The following is a 26,523-nucleotide window of genomic DNA, read 5'->3' as shown; positions in this document are numbered from 1 at the left end:
AAAAATATTTAAATGTGACTTCAACATTGGTAATATATCCCTACGTATAAGTTAAATTTAAGTTGTGGTTATCTATATAAACAACCTCAGCTTAAATTTTATTTCACACCTTATCCTGCTACCTAGTATCTTCTTCTATACTTGTTTGTGTGTTAACAGTAACTCCACTTCCTGCAGAATAATAATAATAAATGTTGTTATCTTTATAATCACCAGCAGCATCATATCCCACAATGAAATGTGAAGCTCCATCTAAATTTGAAAAATAGTCATAATCTATAGTTTTATTCCCATTATAGTAATATATATTAGTAGGTTCAACTACTATCCAGCCATACTCTGGCAAGTAATATTCCGCCCATGCATGTCTATAGTTATCTCCATTTGCTATATTATTATTAAAGTTATTCTTATCAATCCAAAAGCCAGTAACAACTCTAGCAGGAACTCCTGAAGCTCTAAGTAGTGCAACAAATAACTCTGAATAGTCCTCACAAACTCCCTTAGATGTTTGCAGAGCATTTAAGGCTCCCTTATTTTTATTACTTTCATCATAGTTCATATAATTATTTACAAATTCATAGGCTTTTTTTGCCTTATAATAAGGATTAGTTATACCACTAAATATTTCTTTTGATTTGTTTACAATTTCTTCGTTATCACTTTCTATTTTTTCACTTGGTGCTGTGTATTTATTATACTCACTAAAATTATTATAATCTCCGGAGGTTTTGGAAAGGTCTTTTATGTATTTTATACCACTAGTCTGTATTGTTCTCACTACCTGATATTGTAATTTTTCCCCTGGTTTTAAATAAGAATCTCCAGTAAGCTTTTTATAACTTGAATCCTCAGAGATAATTTTAGCATTTTCACCACTGACATTTAAATCTATTTCCTTTTGATATGGTGAATTACTTAAACTGCCAATATTATAATTTAATCTAAGCTTTGTTTCCTGCTCAGCTGTAAAAGTCAAAGTATCTGTAATTTTATAAGTATGTGTATCTACAAGAGAATAAGCATTAACCTGCTGATTAGATTGTACATCATTTTTAACTGTGAACTTCATAGTTGCAGGAGACTTAAGATTATGTCCACTAGAAGACTTTATATTATCTACATAAATATTATAATTCTTTCCTGGCTCATAATTACTTACAGGTTTTATAGCTATGGAATTTCCACTACAACTTAAATCTAATTTTAATGAATTGCCATTTTCATCAATAATTTTTATGTTATCACCAGTTACACTGTTTTTATCAATATTCTGTGAAAACTTAATAGTCCATATTTTATTTGAACTTACATTTTGTTGTGCATCAAAAACTTTATAGTTATCTTGGGCAAAAGCTATATTAGTATAAAATAACAGTATTAGCGAAATAACTAGAGCTTGTAGTTTGAATGCTACTAATCTTTTAATATTACATTTTATAATCATAGGTAAATACCCTCCTTTACATATATAATATAGTTATCGAAGATAATATTTAAGTTATTTATTATGCTTTGAATTTTTTTTCTTCATTTAAATAAAAACAGAGCTTTAAAGCTCTGTTTTTATTTAAATAGCTATTTGAATTCCCATGTGTTTTATTTATTTTAAAACATATTTTCTTATTTCAAATCAACTTTATTACCTACAACTACTTTTCTTTCTGCTGCTTTACTGAAAACATAATATAGTATACCACTTGTTAGCATTCCAATAAGTGGCGGTATAAAGAAGTTTGATTTTAAACAAATATAACTAGCTATTCCTCCAAATATCCATGCTATTATAGCAATTATATTGGTATTCATATGTTCTTTTGACTTTTTTATAAAAAATTCTTCAGCTACTAATAACCCTGGTACAGGTGGAATTAGCAATGCTAAGTAAGTAGTGATTGGTACCATATATTTATATATACCAAGGGCTGCAAAAATTGCTGCACAAACTGCAACTCCAATAGCTAATTGTGTCCAAATAAGAATAATAATAATTGCAGTTATAGGAACACTTACAGGCCACCATTGAAATGTACTCTTTATAAGCCTTGAGAATATATCGCCATTTAAAGATATCCAAGTAATTGAAGATATTGCTAACAGAGCTGAAAATATACTTGAACCATTTTTCCCAAATACTCTTCTAGATAAGAAAGCTGTGGACAGCCCTGTTTTATTTAAAGCACTCATTCACATAACCTTCTTTCCTTTTAAATTAACTTATTACAGCTTTTATTGATGCTGGTGGTGTGTTATTGCTTTTTGTAACCAATATTTCTCCATGAACCACTACTATGCTAACCCCAGGTAGATCTCCACATTCTAATGCTTCTAAGCTGTTTTTACCAGCTGAACCCATTGGCGCATCCATTATTACAAAATCAGCTTCTTTTCCTTCTTCTATTATTCCTACATTTAATCCAAATACCTTTGCCGTATTTCCTGTTGCAAAACATATTGCTTGTGCCGCTGAAGCTTCTGTTTCTGAAGCAATGTAAGATACTGTACGCATTACCCCTAGAGGAATAATTCCTGTACCTGATGGTGAATCATTTCCTATTATTAATCTTTCTAACTCACCCTTTTTTGCAACTGCATTTACTGCATGTTTCATAACTTTAAAATTACCACATTGTACTAATTCTAATGCATATTTAGTGTCATTTATTAATTTATCAACTTCTTCCACAGGAATAGCTGTTGGACCTCCATTTAAATGTGATACTATGTCTGGGTCTGTATCTATTACATTCTGTGCAGTAATAGTACTGCTGCCTGGAATAGATGTGCCTCCTGTATGCATCATAACTTTAAACCCATGTTTTCTAGCCCATTTTACCATTGGAGCTGCAAGTTCTGGAGTATTTACGGAACCAAGTCCTATTTCTCCTACTAACCATACTCCTTCTTTTGATAATTCCTCAAAATCTTTTTCTTGTAAGCCCTTTTCTAGAATTAATGCTCCACCATGAAGCTTTACTCCACCGGGTCTTGCATTTTCAGAACTTTTATGAGCTAATACAGCCAATGCTTTTGCACCTGATGGATCCTTTGGTCTTCCTGGAGTATGACATTCCCCAGCGGATATCATAGTTGTTACTCCACCATGTAATGATGCTGCTATGTATCCTATTGTATTTTGTCTTGGTGTAAAATCTCCTATTACTGGATGGGTATGTGAATCAATAAATCCTGGAGCTACCGTAGTTTCTTTTGCATCTATAACTTTGTCACATTGAATACCATCTAAAATTGATTCATCTCCTATTTTCTTTATAACACCATTTTCCACTAATATTGTGTTACATTCCAATACAGGCTTATTTATATTACCTGAAACTAATATACCAATGTTTTTTATAGCTAATATTGACATTGAAAAATCCCCCTTACATTTTTAATTATCTTAAACCATCTTCACCTTTAGCTTCTTCTATTTTAAGTCCACCTACTCTAGGATGAGGTCTTCCACAGTTTGTAATTGCAAGTACTACAACTATTTCGTTATCTCTTGGACCATCTGGTATTCTTACTTCCATAGCATCAAAATGTGTTCTTACAAAAGCTGCATCTTTATAATGTAGTGGTACATCTAATGTGCAGCCTGGGAATCCCATTTTTTTTGCTGAAGGAATTATTGCTTTTCCGCCACCTACTTCATCTCTGAAGGGTTTTCCAAGGCTTGGATGAAGAATTGCCGCTGCATGTTCTAACTCTCCATTTCCTCCAACAATAGCTCCTTTTCCATAGCTTTCTACTTCAGATTTATCAATACCGCCTGCTTCTAGAGCCTTCTGCACAAGAAGTGGTGCTATTTCTACACTCCAATCTGTAAGTGGCGACAAATCTTCTACATATGTTCCTGCAAAGGGATTTTCAATTATAACTGCTGCTGCTATTCTTTTATGAACCTTATCAGTTACCTCTTTACCTCCATCTGCTATAATCTCTTCTACAAAAGTATAGAACTTTCTTACTTTTATTTCCATTAGTAATTCCTCCCTGTATAATACATTAAACATTAATAAAAAACCCGCTATAATAAAAACAATTTAATAAAAATATTATTAATTTATTATTAAATTGTTTTTATTATAGCAGAAATGTATCCATATGAAAAATATTTTATATATATCATTTCATATGAAAAACATATGTAAACGGACACCTAATTGTCATTTTATACGATGGCTGCCCGCTCTAATACTCCCATTGAAGTTTAGAAATCTGTTTATTTTTTTAAACTTTTCTTCAAATATAATACGGCTTCCAAAACTGCTCCCCCAATACTTCTAGCTTTATCAGAAATTGTATTAGAATTTTCCTTTTCAGTAAGTCGAGGATCAATGTCTGCTATTTTAAGGTCTTTAACTACATTGCTGCCCTCTCTTATTATTCCTCTTAATATGCCACTAATTGTGGCTTTAATTTCAATATTATTTACACAAGCTATAGTTTCCCCAGCCTTAACTAAGTCACCAATTTCCTTTACATTTGTAATGACACCATCAGCTGGACTATATATTACCCTCTCCTTTGAATAACCACCTATTTCACCAGGTATACCTGTATTCTCCATAGCCCTGCCACTAAATATTAATCTTCCTAAATTATGTCCTCTCATAGTTTCTACTACTATATTTACATCTTTTCCTGCTTCAAAGCCTGGGCCTATGGCTATAGTTATAGGTGCCATGTGAATATTTGTACCAAAATTTTTCTTAGCTAATATAGCATCCACTACAACCTGAGGCTTTATTAAATCTATATACTTTCCTTCTTTATCTATAACAACAGGAATAACTCCTTCTTCCCATGCATTTTTCACTTCATCCATATTATTTACAAGTACAGCTTTTATACCCTCTACAACCACACATTGTTCAAATACAGCTTCACTAAAACACACATTCCTTCTAATGGAAGTAGGTCTCTCCGTTTCCAAAACTAAAACCCTAAAACCACTTCTATACAGTTTCTGTATTACCCCAGAAGCAATATCTCCTCCACCTCTAACTACAATTATATCCTCAAACATTTTATATCACCCTTTAACATTTCTCATTAAACATAGGTACGGAACTTTTAAATTTAACTTATACGTAGGAATATGTTGACAAAACTGAAGCACATTTAAAAACTTTTTTGTCAGTCTTAGTGAAGTGTTTAAGAAAATCTTAGAATCTTATATATGTTTGAGCGTAGCGAGTTTATATAAGATTCTTAGATTTTCTTAAACACGAACTCTAGACTGATTAAAAGTTTTTAACGTGCTGAAGTTTGTCAACATATTCCGGAGTATAAGTTAAATTTCGGGCATGGTTATCCCTTTAAAACTGCAATATTGTCAGGTACCATTACAATGCTGTCTTTTACACAAAGTACAGCACCCTGAATTATATTATTTTCATGCAAATTCTCTGCTTTATTTAATCCATTTAATAATGCCTTATATACATCTTTTTCCGTAAGTTCACCAACGCTTAAGGTTATTAAATGACCTGGTATGTCTGTTTCTGAATCTATGTCTTCTGCTAAACACCTTGTTATACTATCAGCTTCTACATTGGTTTCATTACCTAAGTATGTGGCGCAGGCATCTGCTATAGCTGCAGTTTCACCTAAAGCAACAGCTGCAGTAGCAATTCCTTTTGTAAAGCTTCTGCCTCCAAGACCACTAGTACATATGCCTTGAATATTGCTTTCATTTGTAATAGTTAATATTAGTTCTGTATTATTTAATTCTGTATTTAAGGGTATTCCTACTTTTATAGAAGCCCCAGTTATATCTTTTAGTGCTATATCTCCTCCATTATTTATGATTACCCTAGTAGCACCAAGTTCTAAAGCTTTTTCTAAGGCAATATCTGAAAAAGAACCGGCTACCGCTGCAAGAGGAGTCAAGGTGTTATCTCCTGACTTCTCAACAGCACTAAACATCTTATGAAGAACTCTCGGAAAATTATTATTCGTAGTTTTTACTAATTCTCTGGATTTTATCAAAGGCATATACTCTAATAATTTATTGAATTCGCTAATTACATACTTTGATACTTCAGTTCCCAGTTTAGGAGATTTTATATTATTCACTGATATATCAAGGACCATTTGAATAGGACCATAGTTAACGAATACTTTGCCATTACTCAGTACTTCTATCATATCTACTCCTTAGAATTAAGTTTTTTTAATAATTCTTCCTTTGTTATTATACAGTTTACATGACCACCAATTTCTTCATATTTCTTTCTAGTCATTGTATATTCTACAGGAGCTACAGTTGCTGGTGTGGGCACCCAGGTAGTTGCATCTGGTACCATCTTAGATACATCAACCATAAAGTTTATTCCTCCACCTGGAAGAACAAATACTGGAGCTCCAGCTATAGTCATTTTAACTTCATCATTATGAATTGCATTGGTAAGCTTCTTAGGGAAGGTGGTTACCCCTGCTCTGGCACTTCCTCCAGTACCGCCAGTATATATAACGGAAACATTGGATTTTTCGCAGTTTTCAGAGATTATATTGGCACATTTTAATACTTCTTCAGTAATTTCTATTTCTTTTACTGAGCCATTCTCCTGAACCTCTAACAAAGCTGCCTTTTGCCCTGTGGTTTCTGTTACTAGTATCTTATATCCTGGCTTTGCTATACTCATATCTACAGATTGGACAGCATCTACTGGATTGGTAATTTCTGTTCCGCCCCATCCGTGTCCATGCTTTCCAAAATATCTACCCATGGTACTCTTTCTTCCATAAGGAACTACTCCACTATATTCCATACCTACTTCTTTTCCAGCAGCATGTTCTGAAAGTAATCCTATTACATGGAAATCTAATACAATGGCTTCATCAACCACTTTACATAAATGTCTTGCAAACATTCCAATAGTTGCACTACCACAACCAACTCTCATATAAGTTTCCTGTACTCCATCAATAACAGGTGGTTTGTCCTGCTCCACTTCTATGGTACTTCCATTCTCTACTTTTAAGGTAACCCTTCTTCCATTAGCTAAGTCCACAATAGTTTTTGCTACAATAAAACCATCATTTCCTCCGCTTAAGAGGTTAGCTCCGCCAATTGTAAGCATTTTTGAGCCGTATTCTTCAGTAGTTACCCTTCCAACACATTTCCCGTCTCTTTTTACCTTTGCACCTTCTTCACCAATATCCATGTTTGTATCAATTTTAACTTTTACTCCACTATAGCTTAGAGGTGCTTCTGTAACTACAGTTACAACGTCTATGTCATTTACTGTATCCTGTACTATTAATGGTGCAGGACGGAGACAGGGATAAGTTGTTCCACTGCCCACCGCTGTAACAACTGGCTTATAAGGAAGATTTGACCCTTCTGGAGTCTTGGTTATAGCTTCAACTACAAGCTTTCTATTTCTAACTAACTCACCGTTAATATTAGTATACCTTTTACAAGCCCCAGTTTTATCTAAAGGTATAGAACAGTTAACAGGACAATGTGTACAAGTAGTGTTCTCAGCATTATTTTTATCTATAATTTCAATAGCTTCAAAAGGACATACTTTAAAACATATTTTACAAGATACACAGTTAGAATTTAGTTTTGCCTTTTTATCTACAACCTGAATTGCTTCCAATGGACAATTATTAGAGCAAATTTTACAGCCTTTACATTTATCATCATTAATTAAAATCAATATACTTTCCTCCTTATTAATTCGAAGCAACATATGTTTTATTATGAATAGATTCTTTTATAAATCAAGCTTCATATCTCCAAACTTTATCCATTGCTTTTTACGCATAAATTCAGCTACTACTAAAGTTATTACTGCAGGTAATAAGAATTCTAATAAAATTATAGCAATATACATGGACAGGCCACCTCTTCCAGCCTTTTCCATAGCAACTATAGTTTCAAATGGTCCAACTAATCCACTTGTTCCCATTCCTGATCCAATTGGGGTACCTAATAATTTAAATACAGTTGTAGCTATAGGTCCTATTATTGCAGAAGCTATTATAGGAGGTATCCATATCCTAGGGTTGCGTACTATATTACCCATCTGCAGCATAGAAGTTCCTAGTCCTTGAGATATTAAACCAGAAAATCCATTTTCTTTATAACTCATTACAGCAAATCCAACCATTTGTGCACAGCATCCAACTGTAGCAGCTCCTCCTGCAATTCCTCCTAATCCAAGCATTATACAAATAGCTGCACTACTTATAGGAAGCGTTAATGCTATTCCCATTAAAACTGAAACCAGGATTCCCATTGGTATAGGTTGAAGTTCTGTAGAATACATAATCAGTTTTCCAAATCCAGTCATAAATGCTGCAACTGCAGGTCCAACAGCTGTTCCAACAAGAACACCCACGATAAGTGTTACTGCAGGTGTTACAATTATATCAACTTTAGTTTCCTTTGATACTAATTTTCCAAATTCTGCTCCAGCAACAGCTGCTAAATATGCTCCAACAGGTCCACCTACTGCTCCACCAGCCGCTCCAGTTAAAACTGAAGAAAATAATACAAGTGGCGGTGCTTGCAGTCCATAAGCTACAGCAACACCTATAGCCGGTCCTGTCATCTGTTTAGCAATTGGCCAAAGAGTCTTTGTGAAGAATTCTATTCCTAATTTTGCACCTAAAGTATTAAGAATACTACCAATTATTAATGAACTGAAAAGTCCTAATGCCATATAACTTAATGAATCAACTAAATATCTTTGTACAGAAAATTCAATATTTTTTCTTTTTAAAAAGCCCTGTTTTTCATTTTTACTTTCAATCATTTTTATTACCTCGCTATTCATTTAATTTTTCTACTACAGTTTCAAGTGTTAAAGGAGCCTGTGTAAATCTTACACCAGTAGCATTATACACAGCATTTAAAATGGCTGGAGCAACTGGAACTAATGTAGGCTCACCAAGTCCTTTTGCTCCAAAAGGTCCTGTTTTTTCTTCACTTTCTACAATTACTGGATAAATTTCAGGCATATCTTTTGCGGTATAAATTAGATAATTAGAAAAATTTAAAGTTTTCATCTTTGCATTTTCAACTTGTAAATTTTCCAGAATTCCTAAACCCATTCCCATTAAGCATCCACCTTCTATTTGTCCTTCAACCATTTGCCTGTTAATTGCATGACCTACATCATGGGCAGCAACAACTTTTAAAACTTTAACTTCCCCGGTATAGGTATCTACCTCAACCTCTATAAAATGTGTTGCAAAAGCATAGGTTGCAAAGGGTATTCCCTGCATAGTTTTGGCATCAAGAGAAGTTACATTAGGATTAAAGTATCCAGAGCCTACTGCAATTATTCCTCTTGCTTTACAACCATCTAAAATTTCTTGTAATGGTATGCTAAACTCTTCTTTACCCTGTACATAAGCTTTTTTATTATTTAATATGATTTCATTTTTATCAGCACTTAATAATTCTGCAGCCACTCCTAATAATGTTTCTTTTGCCATTTCAGCAGCTTTTTTACATGCATTACCCGATATATAAGTTTGCCTACTTGCAGAAGTTGCTCCACCATCAGGAGTTGAACCTGTATCTGCTGAAACAATATTTACATCTTCATAATCTACCCCTAAAGTTTCTGCAACAATCTGACACATTACTGTATTTGACCCTTGACCTATATCAGCACATCCGGCTAAAACTGTTACTGAACAATCATTGTGAACTTCTACGAATGCTGATGCTGGATTAGGTAGTCCAGTATTACCTATGCCATACCACATGCACCCTATTCCCACGCCTCTTTTTTTCATATTTTACACCTCCTTTATCTCATTTTTAAATATAACTTCCTCTGCTTTTTCTCTAGCTTTTTCCATAGTCTCTATAATACCAACACTACCTTCTAATTTTTGCATAGTACTTGTATATGAACCAACTCTAAATGCATTTATCATTCTTATATGGTATGGGCTCATATTTAGTTTTTCAGCTAATGCATCCATTTGCTGTTCGTGTGCAATGGCTACCTGTGGTACTCCAAAACCTCTAAATGCACCAGCCATTGGATTATTAGTATACACCATAGTAGACTTTACTCTAATATTTGGTATTTCATAAGGTCCTGTAGAATGAACCATACTTCTTGTGACTACTGCTGGTCCATAGGATGCATAAGCACCTGAGTCTTGTACAAATTCTGCTTCCATTGCAAGTAATTTTCCATTTTTATCTGCACCAGTTTTATATTTCATGATATGGGGATGTCTTTTAGATGAAACCTCCATAGATTCTTCTCTTGTATAAGCAAGCTTTACAGGTCTTTTGGTACGATAAGTCAATAATCCAAGCAAACATTGAGTAGAAATATCTAGCTTACCACCAAAGCCACCCCCAGTTTCAGCTTGTACAACTCTAACCTTACTCTGTGGAAGGCTTAATACTCTCGCAACTTCACCTCTATCAAAATGGGTATTTTGTGTGGATGCCCATATGGTTAATATTCCATTTTCATATTTAGATACACCAGCTTCAGGTTCTATAAACATATGTGCAAAATAATTTGTTTTATATGTGTTTTCTACTATGACATCACATTTTTTAAAGGCTTCATCTACATGGCCTTTTATAAGAGTTTTATCTGCTAAAATATTTGTATCCCCGTGAACTTTTAGAGAATCCTCTTTTAATGCCTCATCTATAGTTGTTATTAAGGGAAGTTCTTCATAATCAACTTCTATTAAATCCAAGGCTTGCTCTGCAATTTCTTCAGTTTCCGCAGCCACAACAGCTAAAGCATCCCCATATCTTCTAATTTTATCGTCCACTAGTACAGGTTCATCTTTTAAAATTATGCCTACCCTATTTTTTCCTGGAACATCTTTACTAGTCAGCACACAAACAACACCAGGCAATTTTTCTGCTTTACTGGTATCAATATTTTTTAATACAGCATGTGCTACTTTACTTCTTAAAACCTTAGCATGCAGCATACCTTCAAAGTTAATATCTCTAGCAAACATTGCTTTACCTGTAACTTTGGGAATACCATCTTTTTTTTCAACATTTTTACCTATAACATTATAATTTTTCACATAACTCACCTATCCTTCTGCCCGGCTGCAAGTTGAACTGCATCTACAATTTTTTTATATCCTGTACATCTACACAAATTACCTGCAATAGCTGTTTTAATTTCTTCTACAGTTGGATTTGGATTTTTCATAAGTAATGCCTTTGCAGAAAGTATCATTCCAGGAGTGCAAAAGCCACATTGAACAGCTCCAGCATCTAAAAATGCTTGTTGAAGCTTATGTAGTTCTCCATTTTTTTCTAAACCTTCTATGGTTATTACTGAACATCCATCAACCTGTGGACCTAAAATACAACAGGATGTAACAGCTTCATCATTTAAAATAATAGTACATGCTCCACACTCACCTTCAGAACAGCCTTCTTTCACACCTGTAAGTCCAAAATCTTCTCTGATTACGTCTATTAATCTTTTACTAGGATTAATTTCTGCAGAAACATCTTTTCCATTTAGTTTAAAAGATATTTTTACTTTTTCCATAACTACTACCCCTTATTTTCACTATTTTCTAACTCTGGACAAATTCTTTCAAAAACCTCTAATCCAATACCTTTTACAGCATATTTCTTATGTGGAATCAAATTTTTAAAAGGTGATTTTTCAAGGCTATTTACAGTAATTTCCGAAACCTTATCTAAGCATTTTTTAATATTTTCACTATTTATTTCTTGTCCTATTAAAATGTTTTCTGCCTCAATTGCTCTACATGGATTTCTTGAAATTGCACCAATGGAAATTTTAATATTTTTACACTTGTTTTCATGTGGCATTTTTTCAAGAATTATTCCTATACTCACTACAACTATTGCTAAAGCACTTCTTCTACCTAATTTTTTAAATCCTGATACAGAATTACAATTTGGTGCTTTAAAAAATATTTCTTTTAAAATTTCATTTTTACCTATAATTGCATTACCATTCTTTCCATAGAGTTCATTAATATTTACTATTCTTTCACCCTCAGCATTTTTAATAACGCAATTAGCATCTAATGCAACCAAAGCTGCAACTGAATCTGCAGCCGCTGAAGAATTTACAATATTTCCACCTATAGTACCTAAATTTCTTATTTGTGTGGAACCAACATCTCTACAAGCCTCAGCTAAAATCTTAGCTTTTTTATTAATTAACTCATTCTGTTCTATTTGTGAATGAGTTGCCATGGAACCAATTTTAATAAAGTCATCTTCTTCTTTTATATAATTAAGCTCCTGAACCTTTTTTAAGCTTACAACCTTAGTAGGTTTTATTATTTTTTTTCTGAATTTAACAATTAAATCAGTTCCTCCTGCCAAAACACAAGTATTTTTATCTGATATCTTTAATACCTCTATGGCCTCTTCAATATTCTCCGGCGCGTAATATTCAAATGAATTCATTTTGCACCCCTCTTTTCAACAAATTTCGCTTTTATTCGAGCATTTTTTTAATTATTATACAATGTTTTTAAGTTTTTGAAAATATTTATTGCATTTTTTTAATAATTTACTATTTATTTGTGGTTTTTATCCATTTTTCATAAACTTTTATGACGGATGAAATGTCTTCTTTTCCAAAACCTTCACTTCTAGCAATTTCATATATCTGCTGAGTTAAATTACCTATAATTAAAGGCATTTGTAAATCTTTTGCTGTATCAATTGCCAGTTGTAAGTCTTTATACTGTAAATCCACCATAAATCCTGGTTCAAAATTTCTTTTGCTTATAAAATTATTGTATTTTGAAGTTAATGCATAAGAGTTACCTGAACTCTCACTTATAACATCAAAAAGTACATCCGGATCTAAGCCTGCCTTAGCACCTAACGCAAGAGCTTCACATACTGCAGCCATATTTGCACCCAAAAGCAGATTATTTACTAGTTTCACCGTATCTCCTGCACCTATATCACCAACATGATGAAGCTTTTTACCTATATATTGTAAAATAGGAACAACTTTATCAAATACTTCTTTCTTACCACCAACCATAATAGTTAATGTACCTTTTTCAGCGCCAGCTGCTCCTCCACTAACTGGAGCATCCAATACCTGTACACCCTTTTTCTCAGCTTCTTTACATATATGTTGAATTGTTTTTGGAGTAATACTACTTAAATCAACTAATATAGTTCCAGGTTTAGCTCCTTGTAAAACTCCATTTTCACCTAGAATAACCTCCTTAACTATTTGAGAGTTTGGAAGTGAAGTCATAACTACATCACATTCCGACGCAACTTCTGCTGGAGTATTTCCAGAGCTGGCTCCCTTTTCTTCAAATTCCCTAACAACACTAGAAACTACATCATAAACCTTAAGCTCACAACCATTTTTTAATATATTAGCTGCCATATGCTTACCCATAACACCTAATCCTATAAAACCTACTTTCATTTCTATACCTCCATGTAATTTTAATTAATCTAATCTATTCTATTCTTTCACTTTTATAAAATCTTAATCGAGTTTATCAAAGTTCTTATTTTTATCTTTGTATATTGCACCTGCTTTATAGATGTGGAACTTTTAAATTTAATTTATGTAACATAGGATATTATTAGATTTTGTCACCTTTAAATAGTTTATTAGAAAGTCTTAGTTTTAAATTAGTAGAAAATCTTAGCACTTTGATACTGTTTGAGCCTAAGCGAGTTTATCAAAGTGCTTAGCTTTTCTGCTAATTTGATACTTAGACTTTCTTAAACTATTTATTAGTGGCAGAATCTAATAATATCCTGTGTGGAATAAATTAAATTTAAAAGTTCCGTACCTATATATCACATTTAATTACTGGTTTCAGTTTTTAATACCCTATCAACCTTAGGTTGAGGTAAAACTAATGCTAAAAGTACTGCAATAATAGGCAGAACCGTTAAGCAGGATATGGCTGCATGTATTCCATAATGATCTGATATCCATCCAAGTAATGGAGCAACCACTCCTCCCATGGTTACGGCTAATCCTAAAGTAACTCCGGATGCTAGTCCCATATGCTTTGGCAAATATTTTTGACCGAGTACCACCATTGGACTATATGGAGCATAAAGAGCAAGTCCCATTGGAATCAACATTATAGTGGCTATTTTAACATTTTGAACATTTATAAAAATAAACATCAGTGGTATAAGCGCAGCAAAACCAGCTAGTATTACTTTACGATGTCCAATACGATCTGACACACGTCCTGCCACAAGAGTTCCCATAGCTCCTACAAATATTAATATAGATAGAGCTGCACTTCCTGCCTGTTTAGATTGATTTAATACATGTATCCAATAAAGAGGAAGGAAAGTATTAAGTCCGAAAAATACTATAGCACGGCAAACAAGTGTTGCAGTTAAACGAAAGAAAGGATTCCATTCATCCTCCACAGCTTCTGACTTTAGGTTTACAGTAACTTCATTGGAAGCTTTTAAACCTTTAGAAAAATTTGATAGCTGGGATAGAAGAATTGCAGCCATAATAGCCGCTGGTATAACTAAAAACATTGTACCCTTTAAGCCGAAAATCACCAAGATTGCAGTGGTTATTATTGGTCCTAATGCAAAACCTATATTTCCTCCTGCGGCAAAGGTGCTGACACCCGTTGCTTTATTTTTACCTGCAAAACTATTTGCTAGACGAGCCCCTTCAGGATGAAAAGATGCTATACCAACACCACTTAAGGTTACTGCAATAAACATTAACCAGTAGTTAGAGGTGACACCTGCAGCTCCAATACCTAGTCCAGCCAATAGAACTCCCAGTGGCAGCATCCAGGGTGCTGAAATTTTATCAGAATAAAATCCAAAGATGGGTTGTACTATAGATGAACTTATATTTGCAGCAAAAATTAAAAATGCAGCAGCGGAATAACTAAGATGTCTATCTGAAATAAGAAAAGGAAGCATTGCAGGTAATGCACCTTGATAAATATCTGTAATTAAATGACTAGAAGTCAATAAACCAATGTAGCGATTATTCATATTGTTCTCTCCTTTTTAAAACTATTACAGATAGCCATGCCCGAAATTTAACTTATACTCCGTGATATGATACCAAACTTCGTCACGTTAAAAACTTTTAATTAGTCTAAAGTTCGTGTTTAAGCAGAGAGCCAAAATCTGTGATTTTGTGCGAATCGCTTACTACTCTGACGTAAGGAAGAGTAGTTTCATTATAAATTTATAAGAACCTTTGATAAACTCGTGCCTCAGTCCGGACCAACTTATCAATTACCATTGATAAGTCGCTGGTTGAAAGCCATTCAGGCTTTCAACCATATCAAAGCTTCTAAGATTTTCAAAAACACTTCACTAAGACTAATAAAAAAGTTTTTAAAAGTGCCTTCAGTTTTGGTATCATATCCCTACGTATAAGTTAAATTTAAGTTGTTGGTATCTATATTTGAAAATGTCACAAAATAATAATAAAAAAATTACTTTTTTATTAAATTTTACCCTTATTGATTGTAAAATTGATTTCGGTTATTATTATAACAAAGAAAGATATATATGAAAAATATCTAATACGTATCAATTCATATGAAAAAAATATATAAATATAAAGGGGAAATGTATATGGATATCAGGCAGCTTAAATATTTTCTTACAGTTGCAGAAGAAGGACAAATAACCTCAGCATCTAAACGCTTAAATATAGCACAACCGCCACTTAGTCAGCAGTTAAAATTATTAGAAAAGGAATTGGGTGTTCAGTTATTAGAAAGAAAAAGCAGAAGTGTAGAATTAACAGAGGCGGGTAATATACTTCGTAATAAATCGGAACAAATATTAGAATTAGTTAAAACCACCCTAAAAGAATTAAAAGATTTAAATGAAGGAGTACAGGGTACAGTTAATATTGGTACTGTAGGAGCCTCAGGAGCTTCCATATTACCAGATAAAGTCTATAATTTTCATGAACAGTACCCTAATGTAAATTTTGAAGTGTGGGAAGGGGATACCTTTCGAATTATAGAACTATTGAATAATGGTGTTATAGAATTAGGAATTATAAGAACTCCTTTCAATTACGAAAAATATAACTTTATGTTTTTAACAAATGAACCAGTAGGTGATAGGATGGTAGCTATAGCTGACCCTAAATTTTATGACGATAAAGATACAGAAACTATACCCTTTATAGAATTAAAAGATAAACCTGTAATAATAAATAGAAGATTTGAAAAGATTATAACAGATGCTTGTAAAGAAAATGGTTTTGAACAACTTAACGTGGTATGCAGTAATGGTGATGTTAGATCATCATTAATCTGGGCTAATGCGGGTATTGGTATAGCCATTGTTCCAAAATCCAACTTAAATATTATGTCTCATGTAAATTTAAAAGTTAAAGAAATTATAGAACCATCAATAGAAACAAGAGTAGCTGTAATATGGATGAAAGACCGTTACTTATCTACTGCTGCCCGTCATTTTATTGAAATTTTTAAAGTATAGGCAAAGATAAGGCTATAGCTTCTATTTCCTAGAAGTTATGGCCTTATTTCCATATTTTCCTTTATTAACCATGTACCATTCATATTATACAAGTAAAATTTTAGTAAAAACATATTGATTTTTTAGTAAATATATTCTAAAATATACCTATAAACGGTTTCAAAATCAAATTATACCATGTGAAATTATATACATGTGGGTAATTTACGAAAGGAGGGGTATTTTTATGACAATTACAAAAAATTTCTATGGTAAAACTACAGATAAAAAAGAAGTAAATATTTTTACTCTTACTAACTCTAATGACTTACAGGCTAAAATAATAAACTACGGTGGAATATTGGTTTCACTTTTTGTACCTGATAAAAATGGTAAATTTCATGATATTGTACTTGGTTACGATAGACTTGAGGGATATTTAAAAAACAAACCTTACTTTGGTGCAACTATAGGCAGATATGCAAATAGAATTAAGGATGCTAGATTTAAAATAAGTGATACAGTATATAATCTTACAAAAAATGAAGGGGAAAATCAATTACATGGTGGTTTTATAGGCTTTGATAAAGTACTATGGCAAGCAGAAATAGTTAATATGGGACAAGATGAAGCTCTTGAACTTTCTTATGTTAGTAAAGACGATGAAGAAGGATATCCAGGCAATCTTGATACTAAAGTTATATATACATTAACAGAGGATAACTGTCTTAAAATTGATTACTTTGCAGTTTCAGATAAAGATACTGCAGTAAACTTAACTAATCACTCATACTTCAATTTATCAGGTCATGGACCTGGAAACATTCTAAAGCATCAAGTTATGATTAATGCTGATAAATTCACTGTAAACGATAGAAACAGCATTCCTACGGGAGAGATACATAATGTAAAAGAAACACCTATGGATTTTACTAAATTAACTACCATAGAACCAGGAATATTTAGTAACTATGATCAAATAGTTTACGCTAATGGATATGATAATAACTGGGTACTGAATGTAAACGGTAAAATAACCGAAAAAGCAGCTGAAGTTTTTGATAACACTAGTGGACGAGTTATGGAAGTTTATACAACTAAACCTGGAATACAATTGTATACTGGAAACTATATTGATGAATCTGAGTATTGCAAAGACGGTGTTAAGTATGGTAAAAACAGCGGCCTATGCCTTGAAACCCAACACTTTCCTAACGCTGTAAATTGCAAACATTTTCCTTCACCAACACTAAAAGCAGGAGACACCTATAGGCACACTACTATTTATAAATTTTCTATAAGATAGTATTTTTAAAAAAATTAATATAATCAAGGGGGATATTATAATGCATGGTTTAATTATTATTTCATTTATTTTCTTTGTGGGCTTAGTGGGAATTATAACTTACTCAAGAATAAAGGGTACTAACAACCATGATTCAAAGGACTCTTATTTCTTGGGGGGACGTAGTTTAACTGGTGGTGTTATAGGAGCATCGCTATTACTAACGAATTTAAGTGCAGCTAACTTTGTAGGTATGAGTGCTCAAGCCTATACCAATAATATGAGTGTTATGTCTTGGGAGGTAACTTCAGGTATTACACTTGTACTTGTGGCAATGTTTCTAGTCCCAAGATATTTAAAGCAAGGTATAACAACAGTACCAGATTTTTTAGAAGATCGTTTTGACTCAGGGGTTAAAAAAATTGTTTCTTTACTATTTTTATTAGGTTATGTTTCTAATGCACTTCCAATCACACTTTACTCTGGTGCAATAGCTTTAAGTCAAATATTCGATTTACAAGGTATTTTCGGTATAAGTTATGTAGCAAGCATATGGCTTACGGTATGGGTTATAGGTATAATCGGTTTCCTTTATGCTATACTCGGCGGATTAAAAGCAGTTGCGGTATCTGACACATTAAACGGAATAGGACTAGCTATCGGTGGTTTACTTGTTCCTTTCTTTGGTTTAATTGCCCTTGGAAAAGGACACTTTTCACAGGGATTAACACAAATACTTACACATAATCCAGAAAAATTTAATGCAATAGGTTCAGCAAAAGATCCAGTACCTTTTATCACAATATTTACAGGAATGTTACTAGTTAACCTTTATTACTGGGGAACAGATCAAGCTATTATACAAAGAGCTCTTGCAGCTAAAAATCTTAAAGAGGGTCAAAAGGGCGTAATATTCGCAGGCTTACTAAAGGTAGTAACACCAATAATAGTAATAATCCCAGGAATAATAGCCTTTCACTTATATGGAGCTGGTGCTGAAAATCCTGATTTAATGTATTCTAGATTAGCTAATGATGTATTACCTAAACCATTAATAGGATTCTTTGCAGCTGCTATGTTTGGATCAATACTTAGTGTATTTAATGGAGTTTTAAATAGTGCATCAACTTTATTTGCATTAAATGTATATAACCCTATTTTCGGTAAAGGTAAAAGTGACAAAGAGATTGTTTCGCAGGGTAAAAAATTTGGCTTTGTTTTAGCTATAATATCAATGATTATTGCACCATTTATAATGTATGCTCCTCAAGGATTATTTCAATATCTTCAGATAGTAAACGGTTTTTTCAATGTTCCTATATTTACAATAATATTTATTGGATATTTAACTAAAAAGGTTCCAGCTCTAGCAGCAAAAATAGCTTTACCATTTTTCGTGTTAACTTATGCTTTACTTCAATTAGTATTTAAACCAAACCTACACTTTCTACACCAATTAGGAATACTATTTGTAGTCAGCTGCATAATCATGTTAGTAGTAGGCAAAATTAAACCTAGAGAAGTTCCTTACGAATTAAAAGATAACAAAGTGGTAGACATAAAACCATGGGAACACCGTTATACAGCCAGCGGAGTTGTAATATTCTTAATGGTATCAATGTATATAGTATGTTCAAAATTAGGTATTGTAGGTACAACTGGTATTTCAATTAAAACTATAGGTTACTTGGCGTTTAGTGCTTGTTTAATACTATTGGTATTTAAATTAATAAAACTAAAGAATAAAGAAGTTAGTAAAGGACCAGAGAGCGCATATATGAAAAAGGTTAATGAAAACATTTAAACAAAATTACCCCAGGGGTCAACTCCCTGGGGTAATCTGGTACCTTTGAGCAGCAGCCAGAATTGATTATCGAAAAATATTAGAGCTTGCTATGTTACTCAGTTAAAACAGCTTCTTTTACTATTAAATTTTTCTTACTATAAACCGCTTCTGCTTCAAAAGTATCAGTTTTAATACTCGAAATATATGTCATCAGACTTTCTCTCAAGTCTTCACGTTTTAATGCATATTCTATATTAGCCTGCAAAAACCCAAACTTGTCTCCTACATCATATCTTTTCCCATCGAAACAATAAGAATACATAGCTTCTTGTTTTGCCAGTTCCTTTAATGCATCCGTAAGCTGTATTTCTCCACCTTTGCCTGGTGCAGTTTTTTCAAGTATTTCAAATATCTTAGGAGTTATGATGTATCTCCCTAGAATAGCTATATTAGATGGCGCCTCCTCCACCTTAGGTTTCTCTATCAAATCTTTTACTTTATAAACCTTATCCTCAATCTTTATTCCCTTTACAATACCATACTTAGATACCTGTGTTTCAGCAACAGGCTGCACCCCTAGTATAGAGGTTTTATATTCATCATAGCAATGTATTAATTGTTTTAAACAAGGCACTTCACTGTCAACTATATCATCACCCAGCATAACAGCAAAAGGCTCCTTTCCTACAAAGGTTTTAGCACGGCCTATGGCATGACCTAATCCCTTAGGCTCCTTTTGTCTTATGTAGTGTATATCTACCATATTGGATACATTCTGTACTAATTGTAATAACTCTTCTTTATGATTATTCCTAAGCTCGTCTTCAAGTTCTACAGATTTATCAAAGTGATCTTCTATAGCTCTTTTATTTCTTCCTGTAATTATTAATATTTCTTCAATTCCTGAAGATACTGCTTCTTCTATTATATATTGAATAGTAGGTTTGTCTACTATAGGCAGCATCTCCTTAGGTTGAGCCTTTGTTGCAGGTAGAAATCTTGTACCTAGCCCAGCTGCGGGAATTATTGCTTTCTTTACCTTCATTGTGGTTCCACCCTTTCTTTAATATTTACAATGCAATTTTAACTGACACAGATTTACTAATAGTTCATCTGCTCTAAATCATAAGCATCTATCTTCTATTAATAATTATATCCTAAATTTCAGTTAACTTCACTATATTTAATTTACCTCTCATTTATTTTAGCTCATATTCTCAACTCTCTGAAAATCAGGCTTCCACATGAAGTTTAGAATTATGTTTATTTAACTAAATAGGTTTTTTATATTTTTACTCACAATCCTTATCCTTTAACAATAGACTAAACTGTTCTAACCCATAAATAATTTTTTCTATATCTATTGTGTCTTCATTTTTTAAAGAATTATATATCAAATCAGAAATAAACTTTTTTTTCATATTACATATATCATTGTTTTTCTTAAACTCTTCAGAAATTGATAGATTTACAATTCTTCGGTTATCTTTTGGTATTTCTCTATTTACAATACCCTGCTTAGCCAAGCGATCTATTATACCTGAAACTGTACTTTTGCTCAGCATCATATGATTACTTAACTCATGAAGAGTTATGGATGGTGCTTCATAAAGATGAAATATAACTATAAGCTGAGGCGCTGTAAGTCCATATTGTTTTGCAATTTTTTCAAGTTTCACTTTTAAAGCTCTCTGAATATTTTTAAATATCCTAATTATACTCTCTGCTTGTTTTTCTACTAATTCATTATTCAATGAGGACAACGGATCCTTCATTATTATTTTTTTCCCCTTCCTTATGTTGTTTTTCAGTTTTTTTCTTATTACTCATAAGTAAAGTTAAAACTATGGTTACCACTACTATAGCAGCAGTCACAGCAACAGAATACCCCATAGCATCCAATGCGGCTTGACCTTGTACCATTTGAACCAGTCGAGATAGAGCTGCTCCTTTAGCTGTAGCTTGAGATAGACCTGCATGTATATATGACTTTGTTAATATACTTATAGTATTATTAGACGTACTATTATAAACATTAATTTGTTCTGCTAGTTTTAAGTAATTATAATTAGTTTTTCCTTGTATAATTGTGGACATTATAGTTATACTAAGGGAACCTGCTATTTGCCTTATAGTATTTGAAAGAGCTGATGCTTTTCCAACCAAATTAGGTGGTACAACATTCATTCCCATAGTGCTAATCGGCATCATACTAAGTCCTATTCCCATACATCTTATGCAATTAATAAGTATTATTGTTTCCTTACTAGAATTCATATTTATAACAGTTGCAAGCTCATAAGAACTTACAGCTAATATTATAAGTCCAGGTAGAACAATTGCCTTTGCACCAACCTTATCAAAAAGACTGCCGCTTATTGGCATCATAATTCCCATTACAACTGCACCAGGTAACATAATTAGTCCAGCTTGCATAGCTGTATAGCCTCTTACATTTTGTAAAAATAAAGGTAATACATATACTCCACCCATCATTGCCAAGGTTAAAACACTAGTTATAATTTGACTTATACTAAAATCAAATAATTTAAAAATACGTAAATCTAATAAAGGATTTGGATGAGTAAGTTCATTTACTATGAATAGTACAAGACTTAAACAACCTAAAGTCATTAACATAGGATTTTCTATTTTTGTCCAATCAATGTTAGACCCCTCTCCAAGAACATATAGTATACTTACTATACCCACTGTAGACGATAAAAATCCTATTATATCAAAAGATTTAAAGGGCTTTTTTTCCGATCCTTTTAATAAAATAGCAGCCAATATTACTCCTACTATACCTATAGGAACATTAACATTGAAAATAAGCCTCCAGTCCATCTTTTCAATAATATATCCCCCTAAAGTCGGTCCTATAGCTGGTGCTGCCATAGCTGCTATTCCCCAAAAACCGAGAGCAACACCTATTTTTTCTCTAGGAAATACTTGATATATTATAGACATTCCAACTGGCATTATCATGCCTCCGCCAATAGCTTGAATTACACGAAATCCTATCATAGATGTATTACTCCAGGCAAATCCACATAGTAATGAACCTAATGTAAACATTGCTAGTGCAAACATATATATTCTCTTAGGTCCAAAAATCTCCTGTAGATATCCTGTTAATGGTATGATTGCTCCAAGTGCCAGTGTATAGGATGTTAATATCCATTTTGAATCATCTAGCGATACACCAAAAACAGCCATCATCTTAGGAAGAGCAATGTTAACTATACTACTATCTAGTATGGACATAAAAGTACCTATTATAACTACACCTAATGCTAGCCAACTGGCTAGTAACCCGTTATTATTGTCTTCCATTATACATCACCCCATTATTTAACGTGAATCTTAACAACTGCATTGGTTCCTGGAAGTATCTTATTATTAAACTTATCAAGCTGAATTTTTACTGGTATTCTCTGAACTACTTTTGTAAATGTACCACTAGTTGATGATGGAAGTAGTGATAAAGCTGAATTTGCCGCCTCTCCTACAGACTTAACCTTTCCAGTAAATTTTTGTGATTCGTATTGATCTATAGTAATATCAACTATTTGTCCAACTCTTACCTTACCAAGTTTTGTTTCTTCTATATCAGCAGTTATATAAAGTTTATTTGGATCTATTAGCGTAGCTAAAGTCTGACTTGATGACCAAACCTCTCCTATAGTACCTTGTTTTTTAACCACAATGCCATCAATAGGAGATCTAATTAAAGACTGATTTATACTTGAATCAGAAAGATTAGTCATTTCTTGACGTGCTAATATTTGATTTTTTTTAACTACATCTCCATCTTCCACATTAAGCTCTAATAGTTTCCCTTGAATCTGTGGAGTTACACTAACTAAATCTGCACTAACCCTTGCATCATCGGTTGAAACATAATAAGTATTCTCATACCAATAGTAAAATCCTATGCCACCTAACGCTACTACAATTACTATTAATATTCCAATGATTAATCCCTTACGTTTCTCATTCATATTAAAACCACCTTCTTTATTTTTTTAATCCAACTTCCGCAAACATACCAGGCTTTAGTAGTGAATCCAGATCTGTTATAGTTACTTTAACTAAAACGTCTCTACTCTGTGAGTTAACGTTTGAATTTATAACTGCTATTTGACCTTCAAATTGCTTATCTGGTACTTCAGATACTTTCACAACCACATCTTGTCCGACTTTTAGATCATTTACAAGCTCTAATGGTGCATAAGCATTTACATATAGAGCATCAGCATTAACCACTGATACAAGAGCTACTCCTGGGGAAGCAAGTTCTCCTACATTAATATTTTTTGCATTTATTACACCTGAAATAGGAGCTGTAATGGTAGCATTACCTAGTGCTGTCTGTGCAACCTTTAATACTGCTTCAGCTTGTTGTACTTGTGCTTCATAAACATCTATAGTAGACTTTGTTGGTCCATTATTTAATATATTTAATTGTTCTTGAGCAGACTTCTGCTGCGCATCTGCCGCTGCAAGCTGTTGCTGTACTGAATCAAGCTGCTGTTGTGCAACTGCCCCTGAATCAACTAGGGCTTTTGTACGATCATAATTCTTTTTAGTAACTTCATAGCTTTGAGATGCACTATCTAAAGTTGCTTGAGCTTGTGCTAATTGTTCAGGACGTGCAGCACTAGTGGCATTAACTAGGTTTGCCTTGGCAGTATTTACTGCTGATTGTGCTTGATCAACTTGTGCCTGTAAATCCTGTATATCTAATTTAATAATAACATCACCTTGATTTACTTTTGAACCTAAATCAACACTCAGTTCAGAAACCTTTCCTGAGATTTTTGAAGATATATCTGCTTTTGCATTGGCCGCAATTTTTCCACCCATTATAAATTGATTATTAGTGTTTTGTTGAATACTTTTAGTTGTTTGTGCGTTACTCTTTTGACTTGTTTCACTAGTGGAACCACAGCCAGTTAAAAGCATTGCTACAACTAAACAGGATAAAGTAATTTTCTTCATTTTAATCCCCCTTTTATGAAATTTTATTTAATTTTAATTATTGATAAAAGAAGCTCAGTATCATTATCCACAAATTCTTGTTAGAAATGATTGATATAGGAACATAACTTTATACGAATCATTCCTATACATACTGTTCGTATACCAATAATACTTATTATATATTAATTTATTTTCCTTTTCAAGAAAAATGTACTATTATACAGCTGTTTATTTTATTATTCAAGAATATTATTTGTAGTTTGTATAAAAAATATCTTCATGGTAAAAATGTTAAATGTGTCAGATTTATCGATAACTACTTCTAAGCTTCAGGTGGAGTCAAAACTCCACCTGAAGCTTAGAATTCTGTTTATAATAAAGGAGTTTTGCTATGAAAACCATTTTAATTGTTACATCAATCTTATTTGTAGTTATAACGGTGTTAACTACTTTATCTTTATGTAAAGTTGCTGGAAAGAACAAGGGCTTTATAATGTGACATATTATAATGAAAAAGTTTAAAGATTACTTTCTAGTATTTCTAATTTTCTTATGCATAGAAATGTTACTTTGTTTTACTATATTGTTTTTCCAGCGTACATTGGCAAAGCCTATTGATTTCTCAACTTCAGCTCCAATCCATCAGATCAATATAAGTTATCCTAAGGAAAAAAGAGGTGTTCCAACATATGATAAGATAATGGGAAATGACGGATGGCCTCATTATAGAGTGTTCTTCTGGACTCCTAAAACAGCTACGCATTTTGTACCCTATGCTGATGCTGGAGTAAGAACAGATGTTTCTTCTCATGGACCTGTAGAAAAATGGTCAGTAGTAGAAACCCAAACTATTAAGGATGATGAAAAGTTGGTATTCGTTTTTGTTCCTAAAACTTTTGTATTTTTATATGGGAAGGGCTTTGAAAAAGTTATTCACTTAAGTTATAGTTAATGACTTGTAGGGCAACTTAGTAAACTCAACTAAATGCAGATTTAACAACAGAAAAAAGGAAAACAGAGCAAAATATCTTCTCTGTTTTCCTTTTTAATTTGTTTCAATTTTTTACATGAGGGACTGACCCCTTTGTGAGGGCTTGCCCGAACTTGCTAGTTAGAGAAAAGGCTCACTTATTCGAGACTACTTATCTTGCAAAAATTTTTCTATACATTCCTCAATAGTATCCACTGTAGACTCTTTAAGTTTAGATTGAAAATAATTATTTTCTAGTTCTTCTATATCAAGTAATAGTTCCGTGTTCCTACTATATATTTCTTTATAAAGACGTAATTTTTTGTTTTTGTATTTTTTTAAAAGAAACTTATTATTTTTACATAAAAAACCTATGTATATGTCAAGGTTGTTTTTATTATACTCCTTAGTAAAATAGCTAAAGAAAGTGTTAGGTAGGATATCTACAATTTTTATATTGTTATCTAGCAGTACACTAATTAACTCAAAGATATCTTCATTATTAATGTTAGTATCTTTACAATTATTAATATACTTTGTATATATTTTTCTTTGTGTTATATGACTTATAATATAGAAAACTATCCAATTTATTAACATAAAAACTAAAATTGTGGGTATAAAAAAGTATTTTACGTTTAAATGCATTACATTGAGACTCCATAGAATAACAGCCACAAAGATTGTTGTAAGTATAAGAAATAAATAATATGCGTAATTTGCTTTAGTACTATCTTTAATATTAAACTTTAGTTCATCTGTAATATTCGTAATAATTTCCTGAACACGTATGCTTTCCTTAAGTATTTCCCTCATACCCTCAAACTTTTTATGAGTTTCTTCTCTTTTATTATTTCTTTCTTCACATAGTAATTTTTCTTTTTTGATTTGATGTTCCTTAAATCTTTTAAGAATTTCTTCAGTTGAAGTTTTGTTATTTACAGATATTTTTTCCATATACCCCCTACCACCAATAATACTATTATAAATATTATTACATATTATACAATTACTGTAAAGAACAATTATTATACAATTTTACATAT

The 26,523-nt window shown here is 32.6% G+C and carries 24 protein-coding genes; 4 read left to right on the top strand and 20 right to left on the bottom strand.

Annotated elements, in window-relative coordinates:
- Positions 1-118 precede the first annotated feature (118 nt).
- The 14 genes from HGI79_RS17105 to HGI79_RS17040 form a co-directional block, all read right to left on the bottom strand.
- Positions 119-1,447 carry a transglutaminase domain-containing protein gene (locus HGI79_RS17105; RefSeq protein ID WP_185651895.1) on the bottom strand — a complete coding sequence of 443 codons (1,329 nt, stop codon included), beginning with the start codon at positions 1,445-1,447 and terminating at the stop codon, positions 119-121.
- Between the two features lie 176 nt (positions 1,448-1,623).
- Positions 1,624-2,187, bottom strand: a complete 564-nt coding sequence (locus tag HGI79_RS17100) for a hypothetical protein (protein ID WP_185651894.1) — start codon at positions 2,185-2,187, stop codon at positions 1,624-1,626.
- Positions 2,188-2,212: 25 nt separating this feature from the next.
- Positions 2,213-3,373 carry an amidohydrolase family protein gene (locus tag HGI79_RS17095; RefSeq protein ID WP_185651893.1) on the bottom strand — a complete coding sequence of 387 codons (1,161 nt, stop codon included), beginning with the start codon at positions 3,371-3,373 and terminating at the stop codon, positions 2,213-2,215.
- A gap of 25 nt (positions 3,374-3,398) precedes the next feature.
- The gene (locus HGI79_RS17090; protein WP_185651892.1) at positions 3,399-3,986 is read right to left on the bottom strand and encodes an amino acid synthesis family protein; all 588 of its coding nucleotides are present in this window, start codon (positions 3,984-3,986) and stop codon (positions 3,399-3,401) included.
- A 242-nt stretch (positions 3,987-4,228) separates the two neighbouring features.
- Positions 4,229-5,035, bottom strand: coding sequence for a selenium-dependent molybdenum cofactor biosynthesis protein YqeB (gene yqeB / locus HGI79_RS17085; RefSeq protein WP_185651891.1), 807 nt, complete (start codon positions 5,033-5,035; stop codon positions 4,229-4,231).
- A gap of 284 nt (positions 5,036-5,319) precedes the next feature.
- Positions 5,320-6,159, bottom strand: coding sequence for a UPF0280 family protein (locus tag HGI79_RS17080; RefSeq protein WP_185651890.1), 840 nt, complete (start codon positions 6,157-6,159; stop codon positions 5,320-5,322).
- 2 nt (positions 6,160-6,161) lie between these two features.
- Positions 6,162-7,679 carry a DUF362 domain-containing protein gene (locus HGI79_RS17075; RefSeq protein WP_185651889.1) on the bottom strand — a complete coding sequence of 506 codons (1,518 nt, stop codon included), beginning with the start codon at positions 7,677-7,679 and terminating at the stop codon, positions 6,162-6,164.
- A gap of 57 nt (positions 7,680-7,736) precedes the next feature.
- Positions 7,737-8,780: a PTS transporter subunit IIC gene (locus HGI79_RS17070; protein ID WP_185651888.1), complete on the bottom strand. Its 1,044-nt coding sequence runs from the start codon at positions 8,778-8,780 to the stop codon at positions 7,737-7,739.
- A 13-nt stretch (positions 8,781-8,793) separates the two neighbouring features.
- Positions 8,794-9,771 carry a xanthine dehydrogenase family protein molybdopterin-binding subunit gene (locus tag HGI79_RS23525; RefSeq protein WP_185651887.1) on the bottom strand — a complete coding sequence of 326 codons (978 nt, stop codon included), beginning with the start codon at positions 9,769-9,771 and terminating at the stop codon, positions 8,794-8,796.
- 3 nt (positions 9,772-9,774) lie between these two features.
- Entirely contained in the window at positions 9,775-11,052 is a 1,278-nt protein-coding gene (locus tag HGI79_RS23520; RefSeq protein WP_185651886.1) for a molybdopterin cofactor-binding domain-containing protein, read from the bottom strand.
- Positions 11,053-11,057: 5 nt separating this feature from the next.
- Entirely contained in the window at positions 11,058-11,531 is a 474-nt protein-coding gene (locus HGI79_RS17055; RefSeq protein ID WP_185651885.1) for a (2Fe-2S)-binding protein, read from the bottom strand.
- A 5-nt stretch (positions 11,532-11,536) separates the two neighbouring features.
- Positions 11,537-12,430 carry a xanthine dehydrogenase family protein subunit M gene (locus HGI79_RS17050; protein WP_185651884.1) on the bottom strand — a complete coding sequence of 298 codons (894 nt, stop codon included), beginning with the start codon at positions 12,428-12,430 and terminating at the stop codon, positions 11,537-11,539.
- Positions 12,431-12,539: 109 nt separating this feature from the next.
- On the bottom strand, positions 12,540-13,424 hold the full coding sequence (locus HGI79_RS17045) for an NAD(P)-dependent oxidoreductase (RefSeq protein ID WP_185651883.1): 885 nt from the start codon (positions 13,422-13,424) through the stop codon (positions 12,540-12,542).
- A gap of 389 nt (positions 13,425-13,813) precedes the next feature.
- Positions 13,814-14,995 (bottom strand): MFS transporter, encoded by a 1,182-nt coding sequence (locus HGI79_RS17040; RefSeq protein WP_185651882.1) that lies wholly within the window; start codon positions 14,993-14,995, stop codon positions 13,814-13,816.
- A gap of 594 nt (positions 14,996-15,589) precedes the next feature.
- Here HGI79_RS17040 and HGI79_RS17035 point away from each other — a divergent pair.
- The 3 genes from HGI79_RS17035 (at position 15,590) to HGI79_RS17025 (ending at position 19,539) form a co-directional block, all read left to right on the top strand.
- Entirely contained in the window at positions 15,590-16,471 is an 882-nt protein-coding gene (locus HGI79_RS17035; protein ID WP_185651881.1) for a LysR family transcriptional regulator, read from the top strand.
- A 226-nt stretch (positions 16,472-16,697) separates the two neighbouring features.
- Positions 16,698-17,756, top strand: coding sequence for an aldose epimerase family protein (locus HGI79_RS17030; protein WP_185651880.1), 1,059 nt, complete (start codon positions 16,698-16,700; stop codon positions 17,754-17,756).
- A gap of 40 nt (positions 17,757-17,796) precedes the next feature.
- The gene (locus tag HGI79_RS17025; RefSeq protein ID WP_185651879.1) at positions 17,797-19,539 is read left to right on the top strand and encodes a solute:sodium symporter family transporter; all 1,743 of its coding nucleotides are present in this window, start codon (positions 17,797-17,799) and stop codon (positions 19,537-19,539) included.
- A 94-nt stretch (positions 19,540-19,633) separates the two neighbouring features.
- Here the strand turns inward: HGI79_RS17025 and galU are convergent, their stop codons facing one another.
- From galU to HGI79_RS17000, 5 genes are all read right to left on the bottom strand, one after another.
- Positions 19,634-20,566 carry a UTP--glucose-1-phosphate uridylyltransferase GalU gene (galU, locus tag HGI79_RS17020; protein WP_185651878.1) on the bottom strand — a complete coding sequence of 311 codons (933 nt, stop codon included), beginning with the start codon at positions 20,564-20,566 and terminating at the stop codon, positions 19,634-19,636.
- Between the two features lie 247 nt (positions 20,567-20,813).
- Positions 20,814-21,296, bottom strand: a complete 483-nt coding sequence (locus HGI79_RS17015; RefSeq protein ID WP_207725809.1) for a MarR family transcriptional regulator — start codon at positions 21,294-21,296, stop codon at positions 20,814-20,816.
- Positions 21,268-22,857 (bottom strand): DHA2 family efflux MFS transporter permease subunit, encoded by a 1,590-nt coding sequence (locus tag HGI79_RS17010; protein ID WP_185651877.1) that lies wholly within the window; start codon positions 22,855-22,857, stop codon positions 21,268-21,270. Before HGI79_RS17010 ends, HGI79_RS17015 begins: the two co-directional genes overlap by 29 nt.
- A 14-nt stretch (positions 22,858-22,871) precedes the next feature.
- Positions 22,872-23,525, bottom strand: coding sequence for an HlyD family secretion protein (locus HGI79_RS17005; RefSeq protein WP_185651876.1), 654 nt, complete (start codon positions 23,523-23,525; stop codon positions 22,872-22,874).
- A gap of 16 nt (positions 23,526-23,541) precedes the next feature.
- Positions 23,542-24,525 carry an efflux RND transporter periplasmic adaptor subunit gene (locus HGI79_RS17000; protein ID WP_185651875.1) on the bottom strand — a complete coding sequence of 328 codons (984 nt, stop codon included), beginning with the start codon at positions 24,523-24,525 and terminating at the stop codon, positions 23,542-23,544.
- 490 nt (positions 24,526-25,015) lie between these two features.
- On the opposite strand from HGI79_RS17000, the gene HGI79_RS16995 reads away from it, so the two are divergent.
- Positions 25,016-25,459, top strand: a complete 444-nt coding sequence (locus HGI79_RS16995; RefSeq protein WP_185651874.1) for a hypothetical protein — start codon at positions 25,016-25,018, stop codon at positions 25,457-25,459.
- 186 nt (positions 25,460-25,645) lie between these two features.
- Here the strand turns inward: HGI79_RS16995 and HGI79_RS16990 are convergent, their stop codons facing one another.
- Positions 25,646-26,434: a hypothetical protein gene (locus HGI79_RS16990; protein ID WP_185651873.1), complete on the bottom strand. Its 789-nt coding sequence runs from the start codon at positions 26,432-26,434 to the stop codon at positions 25,646-25,648.
- Positions 26,435-26,523: the final 89 nt, after the last annotated feature.

It is taken from the genome of Clostridium sp. DJ247 (assembly GCF_014231265.1).
Note: the sequence above shows the minus strand (reverse complement) of the source record. Positions and strands in the feature narration are given on the sequence as shown.

Coding starts and splice junctions, on each gene's coding strand:
- HGI79_RS17105 (WP_185651895.1), bottom strand. CDS start 1,447: ATGATTATAAAATGTAATATTAAAAGATTAGTAGCATTCAAACTACAA.
- HGI79_RS17100 (WP_185651894.1), bottom strand. CDS start 2,187: ATGAGTGCTTTAAATAAAACAGGGCTGTCCACAGCTTTCTTATCTAGA.
- HGI79_RS17095 (WP_185651893.1), bottom strand. CDS start 3,373: ATGTCAATATTAGCTATAAAAAACATTGGTATATTAGTTTCAGGTAAT.
- HGI79_RS17090 (WP_185651892.1), bottom strand. CDS start 3,986: ATGGAAATAAAAGTAAGAAAGTTCTATACTTTTGTAGAAGAGATTATA.
- yqeB (WP_185651891.1), bottom strand. CDS start 5,035: ATGTTTGAGGATATAATTGTAGTTAGAGGTGGAGGAGATATTGCTTCT.
- HGI79_RS17080 (WP_185651890.1), bottom strand. CDS start 6,159: ATGATAGAAGTACTGAGTAATGGCAAAGTATTCGTTAACTATGGTCCT.
- HGI79_RS17070 (WP_185651888.1), bottom strand. CDS start 8,780: ATGATTGAAAGTAAAAATGAAAAACAGGGCTTTTTAAAAAGAAAAAAT.
- HGI79_RS23525 (WP_185651887.1), bottom strand. CDS start 9,771: ATGAAAAAAAGAGGCGTGGGAATAGGGTGCATGTGGTATGGCATAGGT.
- HGI79_RS17055 (WP_185651885.1), bottom strand. CDS start 11,531: ATGGAAAAAGTAAAAATATCTTTTAAACTAAATGGAAAAGATGTTTCT.
- HGI79_RS17050 (WP_185651884.1), bottom strand. CDS start 12,430: ATGAATTCATTTGAATATTACGCGCCGGAGAATATTGAAGAGGCCATA.
- HGI79_RS17045 (WP_185651883.1), bottom strand. CDS start 13,424: ATGAAAGTAGGTTTTATAGGATTAGGTGTTATGGGTAAGCATATGGCA.
- HGI79_RS17040 (WP_185651882.1), bottom strand. CDS start 14,995: ATGAATAATCGCTACATTGGTTTATTGACTTCTAGTCATTTAATTACA.
- HGI79_RS17035 (WP_185651881.1), top strand. CDS start 15,590: ATGGATATCAGGCAGCTTAAATATTTTCTTACAGTTGCAGAAGAAGGA.
- HGI79_RS17030 (WP_185651880.1), top strand. CDS start 16,698: ATGACAATTACAAAAAATTTCTATGGTAAAACTACAGATAAAAAAGAA.
- HGI79_RS17025 (WP_185651879.1), top strand. CDS start 17,797: ATGCATGGTTTAATTATTATTTCATTTATTTTCTTTGTGGGCTTAGTG.
- galU (WP_185651878.1), bottom strand. CDS start 20,566: ATGAAGGTAAAGAAAGCAATAATTCCCGCAGCTGGGCTAGGTACAAGA.
- HGI79_RS17015 (WP_207725809.1), bottom strand. CDS start 21,296: ATGAAGGATCCGTTGTCCTCATTGAATAATGAATTAGTAGAAAAACAA.
- HGI79_RS17010 (WP_185651877.1), bottom strand. CDS start 22,857: ATGGAAGACAATAATAACGGGTTACTAGCCAGTTGGCTAGCATTAGGT.
- HGI79_RS17005 (WP_185651876.1), bottom strand. CDS start 23,525: ATGAATGAGAAACGTAAGGGATTAATCATTGGAATATTAATAGTAATT.
- HGI79_RS17000 (WP_185651875.1), bottom strand. CDS start 24,525: ATGAAGAAAATTACTTTATCCTGTTTAGTTGTAGCAATGCTTTTAACT.
- HGI79_RS16995 (WP_185651874.1), top strand. CDS start 25,016: ATGAAAAAGTTTAAAGATTACTTTCTAGTATTTCTAATTTTCTTATGC.
- HGI79_RS16990 (WP_185651873.1), bottom strand. CDS start 26,434: ATGGAAAAAATATCTGTAAATAACAAAACTTCAACTGAAGAAATTCTT.